At 32.2% G+C, this 18,008-nt stretch carries 19 protein-coding genes; 12 read left to right on the top strand and 7 right to left on the bottom strand.

Annotated features, from left to right (window positions below):
• Positions 1-10: 10 nt before the first annotated feature.
• The 7 genes from HS5_RS04885 to HS5_RS04915 are packed head-to-tail and all read left to right on the top strand — an operon-like array spanning position 11 to position 6,762.
• Complete coding sequence (locus tag HS5_RS04885) at positions 11-421, top strand: translation initiation factor IF-2 subunit beta (protein ID WP_236753042.1); 411 nt, start codon at positions 11-13, stop codon at positions 419-421.
• A gap of 4 nt (positions 422-425) precedes the next feature.
• Complete coding sequence (locus HS5_RS04890; protein WP_236753043.1) at positions 426-722, top strand: DUF424 family protein; 297 nt, start codon at positions 426-428, stop codon at positions 720-722.
• 6 nt (positions 723-728) lie between these two features.
• Positions 729-1,433, top strand: a complete 705-nt coding sequence (locus tag HS5_RS04895; RefSeq protein WP_236753044.1) for a 60S ribosomal export protein NMD3 — start codon at positions 729-731, stop codon at positions 1,431-1,433.
• Positions 1,434-1,441: 8 nt separating this feature from the next.
• Complete coding sequence (rnhB, locus tag HS5_RS04900; RefSeq protein ID WP_256445584.1) at positions 1,442-2,071, top strand: ribonuclease HII; 630 nt, start codon at positions 1,442-1,444, stop codon at positions 2,069-2,071.
• Positions 2,061-3,125, top strand: coding sequence for a TGS domain-containing protein (locus HS5_RS04905; RefSeq protein ID WP_236753046.1), 1,065 nt, complete (start codon positions 2,061-2,063; stop codon positions 3,123-3,125). Before rnhB ends, HS5_RS04905 begins: the two co-directional genes overlap by 11 nt.
• Positions 3,126-3,166: 41 nt before the next feature.
• Entirely contained in the window at positions 3,167-5,005 is a 1,839-nt protein-coding gene (locus HS5_RS04910; protein ID WP_236753047.1) for a type II secretion system F family protein, read from the top strand.
• Positions 5,006-5,040: 35 nt separating this feature from the next.
• Positions 5,041-6,762, top strand: coding sequence for a type II/IV secretion system ATPase subunit (locus HS5_RS04915; protein WP_236753048.1), 1,722 nt, complete (start codon positions 5,041-5,043; stop codon positions 6,760-6,762).
• Here the strand turns inward: HS5_RS04915 and HS5_RS04920 are convergent.
• The 5 genes from HS5_RS04920 to HS5_RS04940 are packed head-to-tail and all read right to left on the bottom strand — an operon-like array spanning position 6,743 to position 11,150.
• Entirely contained in the window at positions 6,743-8,050 is a 1,308-nt protein-coding gene (locus HS5_RS04920; protein ID WP_236753049.1) for a glycosyltransferase family 2 protein, read from the bottom strand. The genes HS5_RS04915 and HS5_RS04920 overlap by 20 nt on opposite strands.
• Positions 8,050-8,565, bottom strand: coding sequence for an inorganic diphosphatase (gene ppa / locus HS5_RS04925; RefSeq protein WP_236753050.1), 516 nt, complete (start codon positions 8,563-8,565; stop codon positions 8,050-8,052). The genes HS5_RS04920 and ppa overlap by 1 nt, the downstream gene beginning before the upstream one ends.
• 15 nt (positions 8,566-8,580) lie before the next feature.
• A complete protein-coding gene (locus HS5_RS04930; protein ID WP_236753051.1) occupies positions 8,581-9,123 on the bottom strand; it encodes an HD family hydrolase in 543 nt (180 codons plus the stop codon).
• A gap of 1 nt (position 9,124) precedes the next feature.
• Positions 9,125-10,468: a bifunctional hydroxymethylpyrimidine kinase/phosphomethylpyrimidine kinase gene (gene thiD, locus HS5_RS04935; RefSeq protein ID WP_236753052.1), complete on the bottom strand. Its 1,344-nt coding sequence runs from the start codon at positions 10,466-10,468 to the stop codon at positions 9,125-9,127.
• Entirely contained in the window at positions 10,461-11,150 is a 690-nt protein-coding gene (locus HS5_RS04940) for a MoaD family protein (protein WP_236753053.1), read from the bottom strand. Before HS5_RS04940 ends, thiD begins: the two co-directional genes overlap by 8 nt.
• 44 nt (positions 11,151-11,194) lie before the next feature.
• Between HS5_RS04940 and HS5_RS04945 the strand changes: the two genes are divergently transcribed.
• Positions 11,195-11,659: a hypothetical protein gene (locus tag HS5_RS04945; protein ID WP_236753054.1), complete on the top strand. Its 465-nt coding sequence runs from the start codon at positions 11,195-11,197 to the stop codon at positions 11,657-11,659.
• Here the strand turns inward: HS5_RS04945 and HS5_RS04950 are convergent.
• Positions 11,646-13,907, bottom strand: coding sequence for an FAD-binding protein (locus HS5_RS04950; protein ID WP_236753055.1), 2,262 nt, complete (start codon positions 13,905-13,907; stop codon positions 11,646-11,648). The genes HS5_RS04945 and HS5_RS04950 overlap by 14 nt on opposite strands.
• A 59-nt stretch (positions 13,908-13,966) precedes the next feature.
• Between HS5_RS04950 and HS5_RS04955 the strand changes: the two genes are divergently transcribed.
• Together HS5_RS04955 and HS5_RS04960 are read left to right on the top strand one after the other, a co-directional pair.
• A complete protein-coding gene (locus tag HS5_RS04955) occupies positions 13,967-14,704 on the top strand; it encodes a GHMP kinase (protein WP_236753056.1) in 738 nt (245 codons plus the stop codon).
• Entirely contained in the window at positions 14,659-15,468 is an 810-nt protein-coding gene (locus HS5_RS04960) for a 4-phosphopantoate--beta-alanine ligase (protein ID WP_236753057.1), read from the top strand. Before HS5_RS04955 ends, HS5_RS04960 begins: the two co-directional genes overlap by 46 nt.
• Here HS5_RS04960 and HS5_RS04965 read toward each other — a convergent pair.
• On the bottom strand, positions 15,413-16,051 hold the full coding sequence (locus HS5_RS04965; protein ID WP_236753058.1) for a hypothetical protein: 639 nt from the start codon (positions 16,049-16,051) through the stop codon (positions 15,413-15,415). The genes HS5_RS04960 and HS5_RS04965 overlap by 56 nt on opposite strands.
• A gap of 53 nt (positions 16,052-16,104) precedes the next feature.
• Between HS5_RS04965 and HS5_RS04970 the strand changes: the two genes are divergently transcribed.
• Together HS5_RS04970 and HS5_RS04975 are read left to right on the top strand one after the other, a co-directional pair.
• Positions 16,105-16,836, top strand: coding sequence for an ABC transporter ATP-binding protein (locus tag HS5_RS04970; protein ID WP_236753059.1), 732 nt, complete (start codon positions 16,105-16,107; stop codon positions 16,834-16,836).
• Positions 16,833-18,008: an ABC transporter permease gene (locus HS5_RS04975; protein ID WP_236753060.1), complete on the top strand. Its 1,176-nt coding sequence runs from the start codon at positions 16,833-16,835 to the stop codon at positions 18,006-18,008. Before HS5_RS04970 ends, HS5_RS04975 begins: the two co-directional genes overlap by 4 nt.

Here is an 18,008-nt window from a genome sequence, read left to right on the forward strand (position 1 = left end):
TTGTGGGAAAATGGAAGATTATGAGTATCTTTTAGATAGAGTTTACTCAAAATTACCTAAGAAGTCACAAGTAAGCGAAACACAGACGTTGCCTTCCCTTATAATTTTTAATGTAGGAAATGCTACAATTATAAGGAATTTTAGTGAATATTGTGATAGAATACGTAGGGAGGACAAACTTTGCATGAAGTACCTGCTTAAGGAATTAGCAGCTGCAGGGTCAATAAACGACTCTGGGCAACTTTACATACAAGGTAAATTCTCTTCATCGGTAATAAATACATTAATGGAGAGATTCTTAAGAACTTACGTCCAGTGCAGTACATGTAAAAGCCTAGATACTGTTCTAATTAAAGAAGGTAAAATATGGTATATACAATGCTTAGCTTGTGGTGCCAAGAATCCAGTAAAACCATTGTGAGAATATGAAAGTAATCTTAAACGTAATTAGGCAAAACGAACATGTATTTGTTAATGTTTGTGAGAAAGAACTGCTAGGAAAGGAATTTAGGAATGATAAAGTTATACTTAATGTAAATGAGGAATTTTACGGAGGAGATGAGGTTGATATGGAATACGCATTTTCCTTATTTAATGAGGCAACAGTAGTTAGTATTGTAGGAAATTTTTTAGTTGAGGAAGCAATAAGGAGAGGATACGTTCACAAGAACGCTATCCTTGAGGTTAAAGGAGTAAAGTTTGCACAAGTTTATAACTTGTGACCAAAAATGTCGAAAAAATTCTGCATAGTTTGCGGTAAGGAAGATGTAGAACTTATAGATAACATGTGTCCTTCATGTTATATTAAAACCAAGAAGTTAGTAGAATTTCCTCCAGTAATTTTAGGCAGACTATGCAAAATATGTAATGCAGAATGGATAGACGGAAAATGGATTAGATTAGCTGAAACTGAATATGATGCTGTAAGAGATTTAATCTTAAGGTATTTAGCTAAAGAAATAAAACTTGATAAAAATGTCAAGGATTATAGGATTGATGTAATTAAAAAATGGAAGGAGAGAAATGGAAGAAGCTTTACTGAAATAGTAATTGAAGGAAAAGTAGGAAGTAAGGCATTCAGATTAAAGAAGAAAGTTGAACTAAGGTTGAACTATTCCATTTGTGATGATTGCTTAAAGAGGAAATCTGGATATTATGAGGCAATAATTCAACTGAGAGGAAAAAAGGAGTTTTCTGAAGAAAAAAGAGCATTGTTTGAATCATTTTTTACAAACGAGACTGTGCACTCTATATCCGACGTGAAAATAAGTAGAGAGGGCATTGATTATTATTTCATAAATAAGACTGCAGCTAAGAGATTAATTTCTACTGTAACATCAATAGTAAGTGCAGAAATTGTAGAAAGCTATGAAAATGAAACTATAAAAAATGGTAAAAGGGAGGCTAAACTTGTCATTTCAGTAAGAATTTAAAGTTAGGAATAGACGAGGCAGGAAGGGGCTGTATAATAGGCCCTATGATTATAGCTGGAGTTATAGTAGATGAGAAAATAGAAGGAATTTTGAAAGAAATAGGCGTTAAGGATAGTAAAATGTTAAGTAGAGAAAAGAGAGAGAAACTGTTTGATTTTATTTCAGATTTTGCTGAGGCTTACATTGTAAATAAGGCATACCCTGAGGAAATAGATTCCAATAATCTTAATGATCTTACTTACATGAAAATAATTCAGATAATTTACGCCTCGTTACCTTTTCAACCAAGAGTAGTTACAATAGATAAAGTAGGTAATGAAGAAATTGTGATAGAGAAAATTAGGGAGTTAGGTTTAAAAGATAATGTGGTATATGAGGCAGATGTAAACTTCATTGAAGCGAGCGCTGCTAGCATAATAGCTAAAGTAATAAGAGATAGGATAATAGATTCCTTAAAAAAGATTTACGGAGATTTCGGTAGTGGATACCCTTCTGATCCCAAGACTAGACAATGGATCACTGAAATGTATGAAAAAGATAAAAATAATCCTCCACCTATAATAAGGAGGACGTGGAAAACTTTACTTAAGATAGCTCCCAATTACCATATTAGTAAAGGTGAACTTTATGGTTACTAATCTTCCTGCTGAGGCCAAGGCTAAATGGTTAAGAGTAATGGACGCTAAAACTCCTGAGGAAAAAATTAGAGCAATACAAGATTTTCTAAGTTATGTCCCAAAACATAAAGGCACAGAAAACTTAGTTTACTGGGCTAGGAGAAGATTAGCAGAACTTAGAGAAGAATCTGAAAGACAGAGAAAAAAGAAATCGGGTAGCTTTTCTTTCTTTGTAGAAAAAGAAGGGGCCGGTCAAATTATTGTGTTAGGAAGGGAAGAGCTGAAGAATCCGTTAGTTAGAAAAATAACTAACGTAAAACAAGATCCTAAGGATTTTCCTATACCTGCAATGACTTATTATGAAGACGTAGGTATACAATTAGTTAATCCTCCTCCAGTTATTCTTGATTCAAAACTTATTGTAAGTAAGATAATAGGATTGATAAGAAATACTGATGGTTTGTTATTTGTAGTTGAGGATAAAAATGAATTCCTTAAGTTCAAAGAATTTCTTGAAAGTAATAACATAATTCTAGGAAAGCCTAAGGGTAGAGTAATAATTGAAAGATTAAGAAGCGGGAAGGAAGGTATAAGAATAATACTTTTAGGAAAATTAGTTAACACAAACGAGAATGAAATTAGAAAATATTTACAGGATTTTGGTCTAAAGTCTGCAATCATTAAAATATTGGGAGAAGTTAGCCTTGATGATGTAGAAAAGTCAATATTCGAGACTGTTAGTTATAAGCCGGCAGTAATAGTTTCCTTGAATCCTTTTGAGTATCCTAACATACCAGTATTGACAAAAATTGAAAATATACCAAAATATTTGTTCGATACTTTAGATATAATCAGAGTTTACACTAAAGAGCTTGGAGAAGAGCCTAGTAAAGATCCCCTCATTTTAAAAAAAGGTTCCACAGTTTTGGATGTTGCTAAAAAACTTCATTCATCTTTGTATGAGAATTTCAAGTATGCAAGAATTTGGGGTAAATCAGCTAAATTTCCCGGACAAAAAGTGGGAGAAGACCATGTTTTAGAGGATAAAGATATTGTAGAAATCCATACAAAATAGGAAATATGAAAATTTAAATTCTCACATTTCAATTTATTAATATGGCGCTTAAGCTTAAAAGGGGCAATAAGAACGAAATTAAACTTTCTAAGCAATATCAGTTGCCAATCTATGCATCACTTATAAAATTAAGAATAGTTAAGTCCATGGCAAAATCCTATGAGCAAAAATTATTAATTTCAGGAAGTAGCGAAGACCCACAATTATTTGCGGCAAAAATCTTCTTCTATTTACTTTTATCTTCTATACTAACCGTAATTTTAATGGGATTCGGATTATTTATTCTTGTTAAATTTTATCTACCATTCCATTTGACGAAATATCTAGCACTATCATTTATGATGATAATTTTCGGTATCATAATTCCTCCAGTTACATATCTGGCTAACGTAGCTACTATTTCACAAAAAATAGAATCAAGAAGAATAGGAGTAGATGCGGAGCTTTCCGCTTTTACATCAGTTTTTTCAATATTTTTAAGGTCAGGTTTAACTCCAAGATTGATGTTTGATAAGCTTTCATCTTCAACAGCTTTCCACTATATAAATGGCGTAACTCTGTATGTAAGTAAAAGAATTAGATATCTAGGAGAAAGCGTGGAAGATGCCATGTATCACGCATCCCAAATATCTCCGTCAAAGCTTTTGAAAGATTTCTTTTTAGCATATATAACTGCTGTAAGAACAGGGGCTCCAGTAATTAATACAATTGAAGCAAAAGCAAAGGATATTTTAGATCAGCTTCAACTAAGAGCTGCATTAGCAGCAGATAGATTATCTGGACTTGCAGAATCTTATGTTATCTGGCTGTCTTCTGGCTACATAATGTTCTTCTTAATGATGGTTTTAGAGGCTATTTTCCCAGTAGGTGGAACATCTATGATCCCAGTATTAGGAGCGGTTGCAGTTATTCTACTTCCTTTAGTTAACATAGTATTTATATACGGAGTTGAACAAACACAATTAAGATTTCCAGAAAAGAAACTAAATTATAACCTGTTCTTAATATTTCTTGGCATAGGACTTGCCGTAATGTTCGTTTTATTAATCTTAGAAAAACAATTATTTTACTTCTTTACATTATCTGGTGAGACAGCCAATATTACTCCAACTGTAATAGATATTACAATAGGATTATTAATAGCCTCTATACCTCCTGCCGTTATTTTAACGAAAGATCTAAAAGCGGGGACCGGTTACGATCCTTACGTCGTTAGCTTCATGAGAGCGGTAGCCGAGGGCTTAAGAGCGGGCTTACCCCCTGAGACTATCATTAAGAACATTAAAGATTCTAAGGAAATGGGGAAATTTGGGAAAATTTTGAATGAAATTTACGCTTACATTACTTTAGGTTATCCACTAAAGGATGCTTTTAGAAAAGGTGCAGATAGAATAATGGATTTCACTTCCAAGATATCATTAGTTTCACTAGCAGATATGATGGAAATCGGAAGTATGACTCCAGATACTGTAGAAAGTATAGCAAGACAAATAGAATCTCAAATAAAGATTAAGAGAGATTATGAAAGCAAAGTAAAGATTCTGTTAGTTACTCCGTATATGGGAGTTATATTATCCCTTATAGCTTCAGTACTTTTAGGCTCAGCAATTCTAAGCCTTTTAGTGGGTCAAAAAATTACTTATGCCGTAGGGCCATTAATTGAAGCTTCAGTACTACTACCTAGAGCAATATACATAACTGCAATTTCAAGCTTATTTAACTCCTTTATGGCAGGCTTATTAGTAGGAAAACTTGGTACTGGAAAAATTGCTACTGGATTAGTACACTCTGCGATATTAGTTATAATAACTGCAGCAATGCTATTAATATTGCTACATGTACACTTAGCATTCTATAGCCCTTCATCTACCACTATATAAAAGTTTAAATATGGAAAATACAATATGTTTTTTTAATGAAGTTCACTTTTCCCAAATTAACTTTGAAGAATGGCCAAAATAAAATTACTACAGTGCAACAAGCAAATCTACCTTCACCTCTAATGCCTATTTCTGCCCAACCGGAAGAGTTAACGGAAATCATATCAGATTATGAAATAAATTTACTTAACCTTATACCTAGTGATATAAAAAAGACGATAAACGATGCAAGTATTGAACTTAGTATTGCTAATCCTCATGTGTTCATAACATACGATCAAGAAAAGGGAATATACAAATACATACTTTTAGAACCTCCAATGGATTATCCTGCGTTTGATATTTATACATTTTTAATTTCAGAAATAGAGAGAAAATTGATAGAAGAATCTTCTACTGTAGACCTTGGCGGAATACTGTTAGCTGCAGCATCAAAAAGGCCAGATTTGAAGATAATACAAGGAGAAAGAGCGGGTTTAAAATTACTTAATACTAGAGCAAAGGTTGCTTTATATTACTTGCTTAGAAATATGTTCGGTTATAATGTTTTAACTCCACTTTTGGGCGACTTCAGGATAGAAGATATTTCTTGTAGCGGGTTAGATTTTCCGATTTTCGTTTATCATAGAGAATTTGAATACATTCCAACCAATATAACCTTCCAAGATAAAATGAAAGTATTGGACATGGAAATTAGTGGAAAAGAGTTACTAGATGAAATGGTATTAAGATTAATCTCATTGTCAGGAAAGACTATATCAATAGCAGATCCAATCTCAGATGGTATTTTACCCAAAGGGGATAGAATTGCCGCAACGTTTAGATCTGAAGTTAGTGCTAGAGGTTCTTCATTTGTAATAAGAAGATTCAGTGAGAAGCCTATCACAATTCTTGATCTAATAAATTCTGGAGTAATTTCTCCAGATGTTGCCGCATATTTATGGTACGCAATAGATATGAGAATGTCTTTCATGGTAATAGGAGTTACTGGAGCTGGAAAGACTACGATGCTAACTTCTATATTAAATTTAGCTAAAGATTCAATGAAAATTGTATCAATTGAAGATATTCCAGAAATTAGATTAGCTCAAGATAATTGGGTACAATTATATGCTAGAGCGTCTTATGGAGAAAGCGGAAAAGAAATTTCACTAATGGACTTATTGAAGTTGTCACTAAGGTATAGACCAGACATTATAGTAGTAGGCGAAATTAGAGGAGCCGAAGCTTATGTATTATTCCAGGCTTTATCTACAGGACACGGAGGTGCAACGACGTTCCACGCTTATGATACAGATTCTGCTATAAAGAGGTTAATGAATGAACCGTTAAATATTCCGCAAGAGTGGATACCAATGATGAATATAGTAATTAACGTAAGGAGATTGCCCGTATATGTAGGAGATAAGATAATACTTAAGAGGAGAACAGTAGGCGTCGATGAAATAGTTAGCTGGAATGATTTTAGAAGAGTAGTAAATTGGGATTCAAAATCTGATACTCATATCATGGATATAGAAAACGCCAAGGTAATGAGAACTAGATTAGAAGAATCTGGTAGAACTATACAAGAGTTAAAAGAAGAATTAGAGAGAAGAGCCCTTTACTTAAAAATGCTCGCTTCAGCTAGGGATATAGTACAAGACCCAGAAAGCTACAAGCTTGTAAAGAAGTATATTATCAAATATAGCATAAGGCCTGAAGAAGCATTAGCAGAAGTTAGTAGATTATCATCAGTTAAGTTACCTGCACAATAACTATGCTCAAGAAAAGAACAAAAAGTATTATAGACTCAAATATTAATCCTTTTGATAACTCTAAAAAAGATATAATAAATAAAATGGTTCCTAGAATTCTCACACAAAGCGGTAAATTTTCTTCACTCTTTTTCACTTTTGGAGTTACTCTCCAATTAGTCGTAATATGGAAAAGTCCTTGAAGAAATCCTATTAACGAAGACCATATTACTACTGAAGAAATCTTATGTAAATTATAAGATCTAATCTTAAAACTTATAGAGTAAAAAGCCACGGAAATTGAATAAATTAATAGTGAAATTAAATAAAAATAAATTGGAATATAGACTAAGAGCTGTAAAGAAGTGATTAAAATTAAGGAAAATATAAATGAGGAATAAACGCCCCATTGTATTACATATAAAAAGCCTTCAATTCCGCGTATCCCCTTTTTAAGTAGTAATAATCCTTCTGAAAATAATTCTCCAGAACCATAAGCCCACCGTTTTATTTGGAAATAAAGATCTGTTAGATTAAATGGGGAAAGAGTATAAACTATTATATCGTTTACAAACTTTACTTTTATCCCAAATAATGCAAGCCTAATCCCCATTTCTAAATCTTCAGTAACTGATCCTTCCTTCCAACCTCCTACCTTTTCTAACTCATTTCTCTTTATTGCAAATGCAGAGCCATTTGGAAATATTATAAAATATTTTTTATCTCTAGCAAGAAATAACGAGCTCATCGAATATTCTGTCATCTGATAATAAGATTTTTCAACATAGTTTTCTTTGTTCCTAACTCTTAATCTCATAGCTATAGCATCGAATCTGCTTAAATATTGGGAAACCTTAGTAAGGAAATCATCAGTAATCCTTGCTTCCGCATCTAAGAAAACTAAATACTCACCCTGAGCTAGTTTTACTCCGTAATTTAAAGCACCTGCTTTTCTACCTTTATTTTCACTTCTTCTAATAATTTTTATATTTCTCATAATATAGCTAATATTTGATATTATTTCCTTAAATCTCTCTGGAGTATCATCGGATACTATAATGGCTTCATAATTCTCATATTTTATATTTTTCAAGTTTTCTATTAATTCCTTAATAGTATCTACACTTTCATTCTTTATAGCTATTATAATTGATATCTTATTATTAGTATCATGCGTTAATTTTATATCGTCTACATCTTTAATTTCTATCTTTATACTCCTAACATAATAAACTTGGAGAATTAACCAAGAAGAAGATAATATACTTGAAAAAACTAAAATTAAACCTAAAAAAATCGATAACTGCATTACTTATGATTCCTCTCGATAGCTTTCTTAATTTCCTCCTTTGCCTCTTGTACAGTACCCCAACCGGATATCTTAACCCATTTACCTGGTTCTAATTCTTTATAATGTTCAAAGAAGTGAACTAACTTGTTCTTTACCGCATCGGGAATGTCAGTAACATCTTTTATATTAGAGAAAGTAGGGTCTACCTTATCTTTTGGCACTGCAATTATCTTCTTATCGACTCCTTCCTCATCTGTCATATAAATTAAGCCTACTGGCCTCGCTTCTACCACAGTACCAGGATTAAATGGATAATCACTTATAACCAAGATGTCTATAGGATCTCCATCTTCGCTTAATGTCCCCGGAATAAATCCGTAATTAAATGGATAGACCATTGATGTGTATAATATTCTATCTACCTTTAATACTTCCTCTTCTTCGTCATACTCGTATTTTATATTTGAACCCATAGGTATTTCTATAAAGGCATTTACTAAATCTGGTGCTTTAGAGCCTGGAGTTACTTTCATAAGTATGTTAAATAGTCATTCTTTAAATGCTTTACTTCTTATAACATTCTCTATAGAGTCCTTTATTAACGAAATAGGATAAGTTGAAATAATGTTTTCTATCTCTGGTAAATAACTTTCTGCTATTTCCTTGACTTCATAACCTTGTTTCATGTACCTTTCGCTTTGCAAATAAGTTGATAATCTATCTGATATTTTAGCAATTTTTGATTCTATAGTTTTTTGCTCTTTAAACTCAATAAAAAGATCTTTACCAAAGCCAAACTCATCAAACGCATCTTTTTCCGCATCTCTTTTGTTTATCCTTTCCGTCGTCCACTTAGGTAAATCTCCTAGAACGCTTTCTCCTGCATCGTGAAATAAAGCTATTACTGCAGCGTGATCTGGATTTATGCTTATACCTTTATCACTAAGTTTTCTAGCTAAGTAATACGCTATTATTGCAGCTTCGAAGCTATGAGCTGCTACTGTCTCACCAATAGCAGGAGGAATTCCTTTTTGCATCCAGCCAGTTCTTACAAGGTTTTTTGATGCATTAATCATTCTTTCTAGATCCATGTTAAAGACTTCTACATATTGCATTTAAAGATTCTATCATTTCCTCTACGGAAGAGGTCCAAAATCTTATCATGGCTTCTTTTCCTTTCATTCCCTTATCAAAGATAACGCTAGGTAATTTGGTCTTTATTCCATATGTCTCCTTTATATACTCTATTATCCACTGCATTGTTTTACCTTCTCCGTACTGAGGCTCTAACTCCCTATTTATTTCAATAATTTCATATCCTAAAGATTTCAATATTTTCAATATTCTCTCATCATATCTAATATTTATAAGTGAATTCCCTACCTTGTAGTTAAGTATTATGGCTAGTAAAAGCCTCGCTGTATGAGTTGGATTACCGAAAACTGGAGGATAACCAACCATAATCTTTTTATCCCAACGTTTAATTATTCTTCCTCTAAACGTTGCTATGTCATCTAGACTTTCTACATACTGAGGTGAAATACTGTGAGCAATATTAGATTGAACTTCTGGTATCAATTTCCAGAATTTTTCTTGATTTTCTATGAAATTACCAATTTTTATCATATCTTCAATAACTTGATATTTTTGCATTTTTTTCTCACTATATACTAAAGGATCTATAGGACCTATTCCGTGTCCTACTTCCAAGCCATAGTTAATTGCGTTCTGTAAAATTTCTCTAGCTTCTCTAAATGCATCAACTATACTATACCCTTTTGCAATTTTTCCTGAAATTGCTGAAGAAAAAACGCTTCCAGTACCGTGAGTATTTTTCTTACTTAATCTAGGATATCCTATTTCATAGAATTCTCTACCATCGAATAAAACATCAATACTGTAGTCCCCTTTCATATGTCCTCCTTTTATAATGACGTAAGGAACTCCGTAATTCTCATAAAGTTTTTTTGCTGCTTCTTCTGAGTCCTTTATTGTCTCTATTTTAATTCCAGAAAGCATTGAAGCTTCTACTGCATTAGGTGTAATAATTGTCGATATTTTCAAAATAAGCCTCTTATAATCATCAATATCATTAATTAACTGAGTTCCATCTTTTGCATAAATAACTGTATCTGTAACTATTTTATGCCCATAAAGCTCTTCATTTACTACTTTAAATTGCTCTTTATTATAAATCATTCCTATTTTTACAGATTTGATATTAAAATCTTCTTTAAGAACTTCAATTTGCTTCTTTAGGAAGTCAGCATTAACAACATCTATATCTGAAATTCCTTTAGTATTTTGTGCAGTTATTGCAGTAACTGCCATAACTCCGTGAATTCCTAACATTTCAAATACTTTTATGTCAGTTTCTGCTCCTGCACCGTTCCCTGTATCAATTCCAGCAATTGTCAAAGCAACATCCTTAATCATTTACTCTCTTCACCCTAGTATTTCCCGCTACAACCCAGAACTCTCCATCATCTCTTATCTCTAATTTCCAAATACCAGTAGTATTCTTTACAAGCTCTACTGCTTCTTCTGCTGCTTTTATCGAATCCTTTCTTCCTCTTCCCATACACATTATTAACATGACATCGTCTCCAGGCTTCATGTGCGATATCGCATGAATTATGTTAATTTTTACTAAATCGTGATATTTTTTCATAAGTTCATCTTCAATTTCCTTTAATCTTCTTACAGTATAATCTTCATATGTCTCATATCTTAGTTCGTAAACCTTATGACCATCAACTAAGCCTTTAACAAAACCTAAGTATACTACTAAAGAACCGGCCTCAAGAGGAGCACTTTCTCTGAATTTTTTAATTTCCTCAAGCAAGTCAAATTTACCTTTAATTAGTTCTCCTCCCGCAGGTGGGGGAAATATTGCTATCTCATCACCGTCGCTAAAAGTACTAGAAATTTTTCCGTTAACTAAAATCGTAACTTTAACGCCATTTATTCCATTCTTTAAAATTTCCTCCATTTTTTTACCATATTTTTCTGATAAGAATTTTATTATACAATCTATTGTATCACAATTAAGATCGATTGACTCTTCATCTTTTCCAGTTATATCTTTAATAAATGCAAAATATTTTAGTTTTATCATTTTTAATTACCCCTCTTACATTCATATTCTTCCCAAAATTATAAATGTCGTTAAGAGAAGAAGATAAATGGCCAGGAAAATTTGAAATAAGTGATAACGATATTAAGGAAGTTGAGGATTTAATGCTAAAAATAATAAATGGTGATTATTATGAAGTTCATAGTAATAACGATAATACACACACAACAAATTACAAAGAACGATTTAACAATAAATCTATATCCGACGAAATTCTAGATAAAGGTTACATTATAGCTAACGATAAAAACATTTCAATTAATACCCACCCTAACCTGGTAAAGATTCCTTTTGATAATGAAAGATGTATAGTTACATTTAAAGATACCATTGAGTTATTATTATCGTCCTTTTCCATATATAAAGAAGAAAATATAGAAGATAAGCTTCCCAAAAGATTATTACCGCTATTTATACTTCTGAAAAGATATGGATTAATATATTTTGACTGGAAAGAACGAAAATATAAACTGACCGCTAGCTATAAATAACTTCTTGTATTACGTCTTCTAATACTCTATCTATGATAACTTTCTTTATAACTTCCTCCAAAGCTTTTTTATAGTCACTTGTTTCTATAACTTTTCTAGCTTCATATTCCAGTTTTGTAGAGTTAGAAATTTTCGTAATCAAATCATTTACAAAGTCAGTAAAATTATATGAATTAATTATATCTAAAACCTTTCCGATTTTATCTTCGAGTAACAGTCTGTTATTAGATAATTCCTTCAGTGAGTTTACAAGATCCTTATTTTCAGATAAGGAAGAAATCAAGTTAGCAGAAAACTTTTTCCTAATTATAGGAATTATAAGAAGTACAAAATAGTTCTTACCTCCCATGATCCAGTTTATTGTCTTATCTGCTATATCATCAACGGAATCTAACGTGCTATTCTTTAAAGATGAGATGACATAATCTGCAAATAATTGGTCAGAAAAATCAATTGTAATCTTACCTTCTATAGCTACATCTTTTCCTTTATTAAAGAGTGAATATACAGATTGTGTAGAGAACTTCCATGTGGAGAACGGACAAATTGTTACTATATTCTTTTTAAATATAGGTAATTGAGTACCTTTATATGATGTAAATAGTAAACCTGCACAATCATGTTCTTCCCCTTCTAAGCCTAATTTTTTGGCCCAACAACCTAGATAAACCTTATCCTTTACGTATGGTTTAACAACTTCGTATGCTAAAATCCCTTTATCGCCAGATAGAGAATTATAAACATATAAACCTTCTGGGCAGAGGAAATATACCTTTTGTGCACCTAATCTATTTTTTATATCAATAATTTTAGAAACGTCGGTTTTAGCCCCTTCCACATCGCCTGTAATATATTTATCAAATCCACAGCACATGTTATCAATGATCTTGACCCTTGGAGAAAAGTCCTTCAATTCTCCTCCTTTTTCTAAAAGGAAATTCATAAAACCTTCTACTCCTAATGGATCGTATTTAGCCGCACACCCTACAAATAAAAGGTATATTGGATAATTTCTGTATTTGGAGTCAAGTTGACCTTCTACTTCCCTTAATCTATTTGGAACAGAACCAGTTTGTATGGAAACTTTATCCTTATTTTTACTTAACTGAGGTAAAACTTCAGTTAGCTCAGAAATCTTAATTCCTACGGGGCATGAATCTTCGTCATTTTTACATCCAAAGCAATACTCAAAATCCGAAATTCCAGTTAATAGCCTATTTATTTTACCTACTGGCGAAAAATTAATATTCCTTGTTGTATTGTAAGCTAAGCACTTATCTATACATAATCCGCAATTAATGCACTGTATGGCATCTAAATATTGTGCCTTAATTTTTTCAAAATTTTTTGGAATTTTTATTTCTTTTTTATATTTTGATAAAATAAACTTGTGAATTTCCTTGTATTCTTGTAATGAAGGAAAAGGATAAACAGAGGAACTCTTCTTTAAGAATTCCAATAATTTATCTAAATTATCTCTCTTTACGCTACCACATATTACATAAAATCTTGAAGGGGAATTGTAATTTATCACATATCCTAACTGGCTTTCAATAGGGGCTTGCGTTAATACAGAGTATTCTGATGACCTTAGACAAACTGGAATATAATCTCTTTTTAGTATGGACTTTATACGATCGTGTATATCATTAATTAATTTGTCCAAAGATACTACTTTTCCTTTACCTACTATATGAGAGTAAAATGACGGAACATAGTACTTAACAGCATTTTCGTTAGGAAAAACTAAAGCTGACCACGCGTAAGGAGTTTCTTGATCTAACTCCATTACCTCAGGATAATTAACTAAGCCCACTATAGCCGTATCTTTGTCTTTCAATTCATAGACTGGAATTTTATATTTTACAAAACCGTATTTATAACTACCAAAGCCCGACCCATTAGTAGATATGAACCCTCCAATAGTGCCCTTCAAATAAAGAGGAAATATTGCAGGGAATAAATTTTCAGATTTCAACTTATTAATTAATTCCTCAAAGGTTAGACCAGCAGGAACTTCTGCATAGGTCATTCCATATTTCCTACTTGTTATCTTATAAAAGGATCCATCAGACAACAAAGTTGCAGCTTTTACAGGTTTAGGATTTAAGTAGTTTAAGATCTCTCCAGACATAGAAGTTAAACTACCAATAACAATCTCCTTTTCTTCATTAACCATATATTTTTTCAGTGAAGAGATATCAAATGTAATAATTGCTCGGCTAAATATTGATGAGTCTAATAGCATTTTTGTCATCTCTATTTAATAATCAAAGATATATATTACTTATTGCAAAAAAGCTCAATATGTTAGAAATTATGGTACCGTTAAGTATTTCTGGAGTATGGTATCCAGTTTTTTCAAATAATTTAGAAAATTCGGGTTCTGTAGGCTTAACCATGGTGCTCGAACCTTATTCTAGGGTATTAATAAGAAGAGGGGACGCAGAAATTATATTCAACGGAAAGAAGATTAATTTTCCAAACCTGGATTTCCTTAAAAATAAGTTAGGATATTTACGTTTGGAGATAGAAAATAGTGCTCCTCTAGGTTTCGGATACGGATTAAGTGGAAGCATAAGTTTAGCTTATGCTTTAGGAGCTTCAGAAATATTTGGAATAAATGAGAAAGAATCAGTAAAGATTGCTCATGAAAGTGAAGTTATAAGCAAAAATGGTCTTGGAGATGTGATTTCGCAATATGTTGGTGGAGGATTAGTTTATAGAAAAACGCCAGGCATTAACGGTGAGATTAAGACAATAAAACTTGATTGGAGAAAAGTATGCAGTAAGCCCATAGAAAAGTTATCTACTACTTCGTTATTAAAAAACTCCGAAAATGCATTATCATATATTCAAGATTTTTTAAAGGAAAAAACTATAGATAAATTCTTCGAAGTCTCAAAAAAGTTTACTGAAGAATTAGGATTTTATTCTCCATATAAAAAATCATTTAGGAAGAAAGGTATAATAGTTAGACTTGACGAATGTGAAGAAGAATGGATAATACACAAACCGGCGATGAAAGGAGCATACGTAGTTTGATACCTTTCAACCATCCGAGAAGAGAATCCCTCTTAATTAGAGAAAAACTAGTTAAGGCGCTTGAAAATAACATTCTAGCACCACAAGGTTTAATTGCCCACGGAAGAGGAGAATGTTTTGACTATCTTTTAGGTGAGAAAACTCAAGAATTTGCAGAAAAATCAATAAACGCCGCCGCAGCATTACTTCTGCTTGCTAAATATCCTGTTATTTCAGTTAATGGAAATATGGCAGCACTTACTGCTAAGGATTTAGTTGACTTGGCAGAAGAGATCAATTGTAAAATGGAAATTAATCTATTTTATAGAGATGAAAAAAGAATAAAGGCTATAAAAGAAGTTTTAGAGAAAGCAGGAGCTAAAGAGGTTCTGGGTGATGATGATCTAATTACTATTCCAGAGCTCTTTAGTGAGAGAAGAAGAGTGAGTAGAAAAGGAATTTATATAGCCGACGTCATATTACTTGGCTTAGAAGATGGAGATAGAACAGAAGCCTTAGTAAAAATGGATAAGAAAGTAATAGCAATAGATCTAAATCCTTTATCCAGAACTTCAATGACTGCTTCAATTACTATCGTTGATAACATTACTAGAAGTATTCCTCTTTTAGCAAAAAGAGTAAAAGAGCTCAAAACTAAGGATAAAAGAGAATGGGAGAAGATTATCAATAATTTCGATAACAAGAGAAATTTAGCTGAAGCAATTAAGTTTATTTCGCAAAGACTTGAGAATCTTTCTGCAGACCTAATATCTCGTCCTCAGTAACTTTCTTTTGAGTTTTGCCTATCTTTGACGAGACTTTAGCTGCTAAATTCAATATAATCTTTATCCTTTCTACAATATCATAAGTTTCCTCATACATAGAAGCTTTTCTATATACTTCCATGACATAATTTAATTCCTCAAAGGCAATTTTCCTAAATAATGCCTTATCCACATCAGATAAAGTTGATTTATTAAGCATGAATCTTAATTTTCTTTCTAATTCTGCTAAATTTAAGCTATTAGCCTGAATCTTAATAAGCTGAATTTCTGGATCTTCTACACTATCTCCTATTGCATCCTTTACTCCCTCAATATCTATAAACCGCCACCAATGCTGATTTGCAGATCTATAGGAAGTCTCGATTATACCGTAATCTCTTTCTAGAGCTCTTAATATCATTTTAGGATCCTTATCAAATCCATCTCCTTGGAGTTTCTCTACCAGAGTTTTATAATCGAAGTCCCCTAACTCCTTCTTATCATTACTTTCAGCAATAGATATAGCTACCTTTAAAATAGCCTTACATCTATCACCGAACCTCAATAAGGCCTCAGTAGTTCTGTCCTTTACTCCTCCTATCATTCATTGATATTCTGTAAAGAAATAAATTATCTGTTTAGAAGAATGTAAACAGTATGACAGTGGAAGAAATTGCAGTGAGTGTTACTAACCTTAGGAAAAGCTTCAGCAATAAAGAGATACTTAAAGGGCTTACTTTTCAAGTAGATAAAAACGTTATCTTCGGGATAATTGGTCCTAATGGTGCAGGTAAGACTACAACACTAAGAGTTCTTGCAGGAATAATAAGGCATTATCAAGGAGATGTAAAGATATTTGAGATTTCTCCAACAAAAGCCAGGGAAAAAGGTTACATCTCATATATGCCAGAAGACGCTTTCCCTTACGATAGATTAACTGGATTAGAAAACCTAGAATTTTATGCAAAAATTTACACTAAAACAAAGGAAGAATTCAAAGAATACTTGGAAAAAGGAATAAAAATAGCTGACTTGGGAGACAGAATATATGATAAAACACAGGAATATAGCAGAGGAATGAAAAGGAGATTAATGATAGCAAGAACTTTAATGGTAATGCCAAAAGTAGCAATTTTGGACGAGCCGACTTCAGCCTTAGATGTGGAATCTGCAGTTAGGATTAGGAAATTAATAAGGGAAATGAAAGGAGAGACCACAATAATACTTTCATCTCATAACATGCTAGAGGTAGAATATCTTTGTGATGATATAGTATTAATCAGTAATGGAGAAATAGTAGCTAGAGGAACTCCTAAAGAAATAGTAAACAATATGGGTGTGAAAAACTTAGAAGAAGCTTTCCTTGTAGCTACAGGTGGTAAAATTTGATCTTAGATTTAATAAAAAAGGAATGGACTGATGTAAAGAGAGATAAAAAACTCGTATTAGGCTCTGTACTACTACCTTTAATACTTTTACCTTTAATTGGAATAATTCTATTTGCAGCAGTAGTTTCCCAACCACCCATTATTGATATAATAAATGAGAATTATAATAATACAAAGTATGTAAAAGAATTATGCAGTTATATTCAAAGTAATCATGGAATAGTTTACATTAATTCCACAAAACCTGCAGATGTCGAAGTAATATTCCCTTCATGCTTTTACGAAAATATATCTAACGTAAATAGAACAGCAATAGTTTATATCTCATATGTAATATCCTCGAGATCTTCTGCTTTACAATTAGTTGAGAACGGCCTATATGACATTCTATATAATACATCAATACAGAGGATAGAATATCTAGAGAACGTATCTCATACCAAAGTTTCTCCTTCAACGATCAGAGACCCTATAGAAGTAGCATTACTATATAAATTACCTACAGGTAAACAAGCATCTTACCAAGAGAGCCAATTTTCTCAATTAGCAAGAATAGTTGCAATCATTTTATTTCCTGCAGCTACACCAGTGATATTTTTTGTTAGCGACAGCATTATGGGAGAAAAGGAAAGAAAAACTCTGGAATCTCTGTTAGCATCTCCAATTTCTTCTAGAGATTTCATTTTCTCTAAATTGGTTATATCAATGGTATTAGGCTTAATATCTTCCATAGGCGATTTAATAGGTTTAATAGCATTTTCATTATTTGCTCCTTATATAATAGGAGAAAGTATATCTTTTAGTGCTACATTCACTGTTCTTGTAATAATAGTATATCTTACAATGATTTTACTTACAGCATCCATGAGTATTATAGTGCTCTTACTACTTGGAGGATCTAGCAGGAATGTTCAAATTATAAACTTCGTTATAACCAGCTTTGGCATGATAGCATCATTCTCGTCATTATTCTTAAACTTCGGAGACTTATCATATCCATTATCTCTTATTCTAGGTATTCCTTACGTGCAATTGGTAGCATCTGTAATGTTCTATGTATTTGGTTTGATACAAGAATCCATATTCTCTATATTAGCAACGCTACTCGTCTCAGTATTCTTGTTATTACTTGCGTCCAGATTCCTCGACTCTGAAAGGCTATTATTAAAATAA

This window comes from Acidianus sp. HS-5 (assembly GCF_021655615.1).
GTDB lineage: Archaea > Thermoproteota > Thermoprotei_A > Sulfolobales > Sulfolobaceae > Acidianus.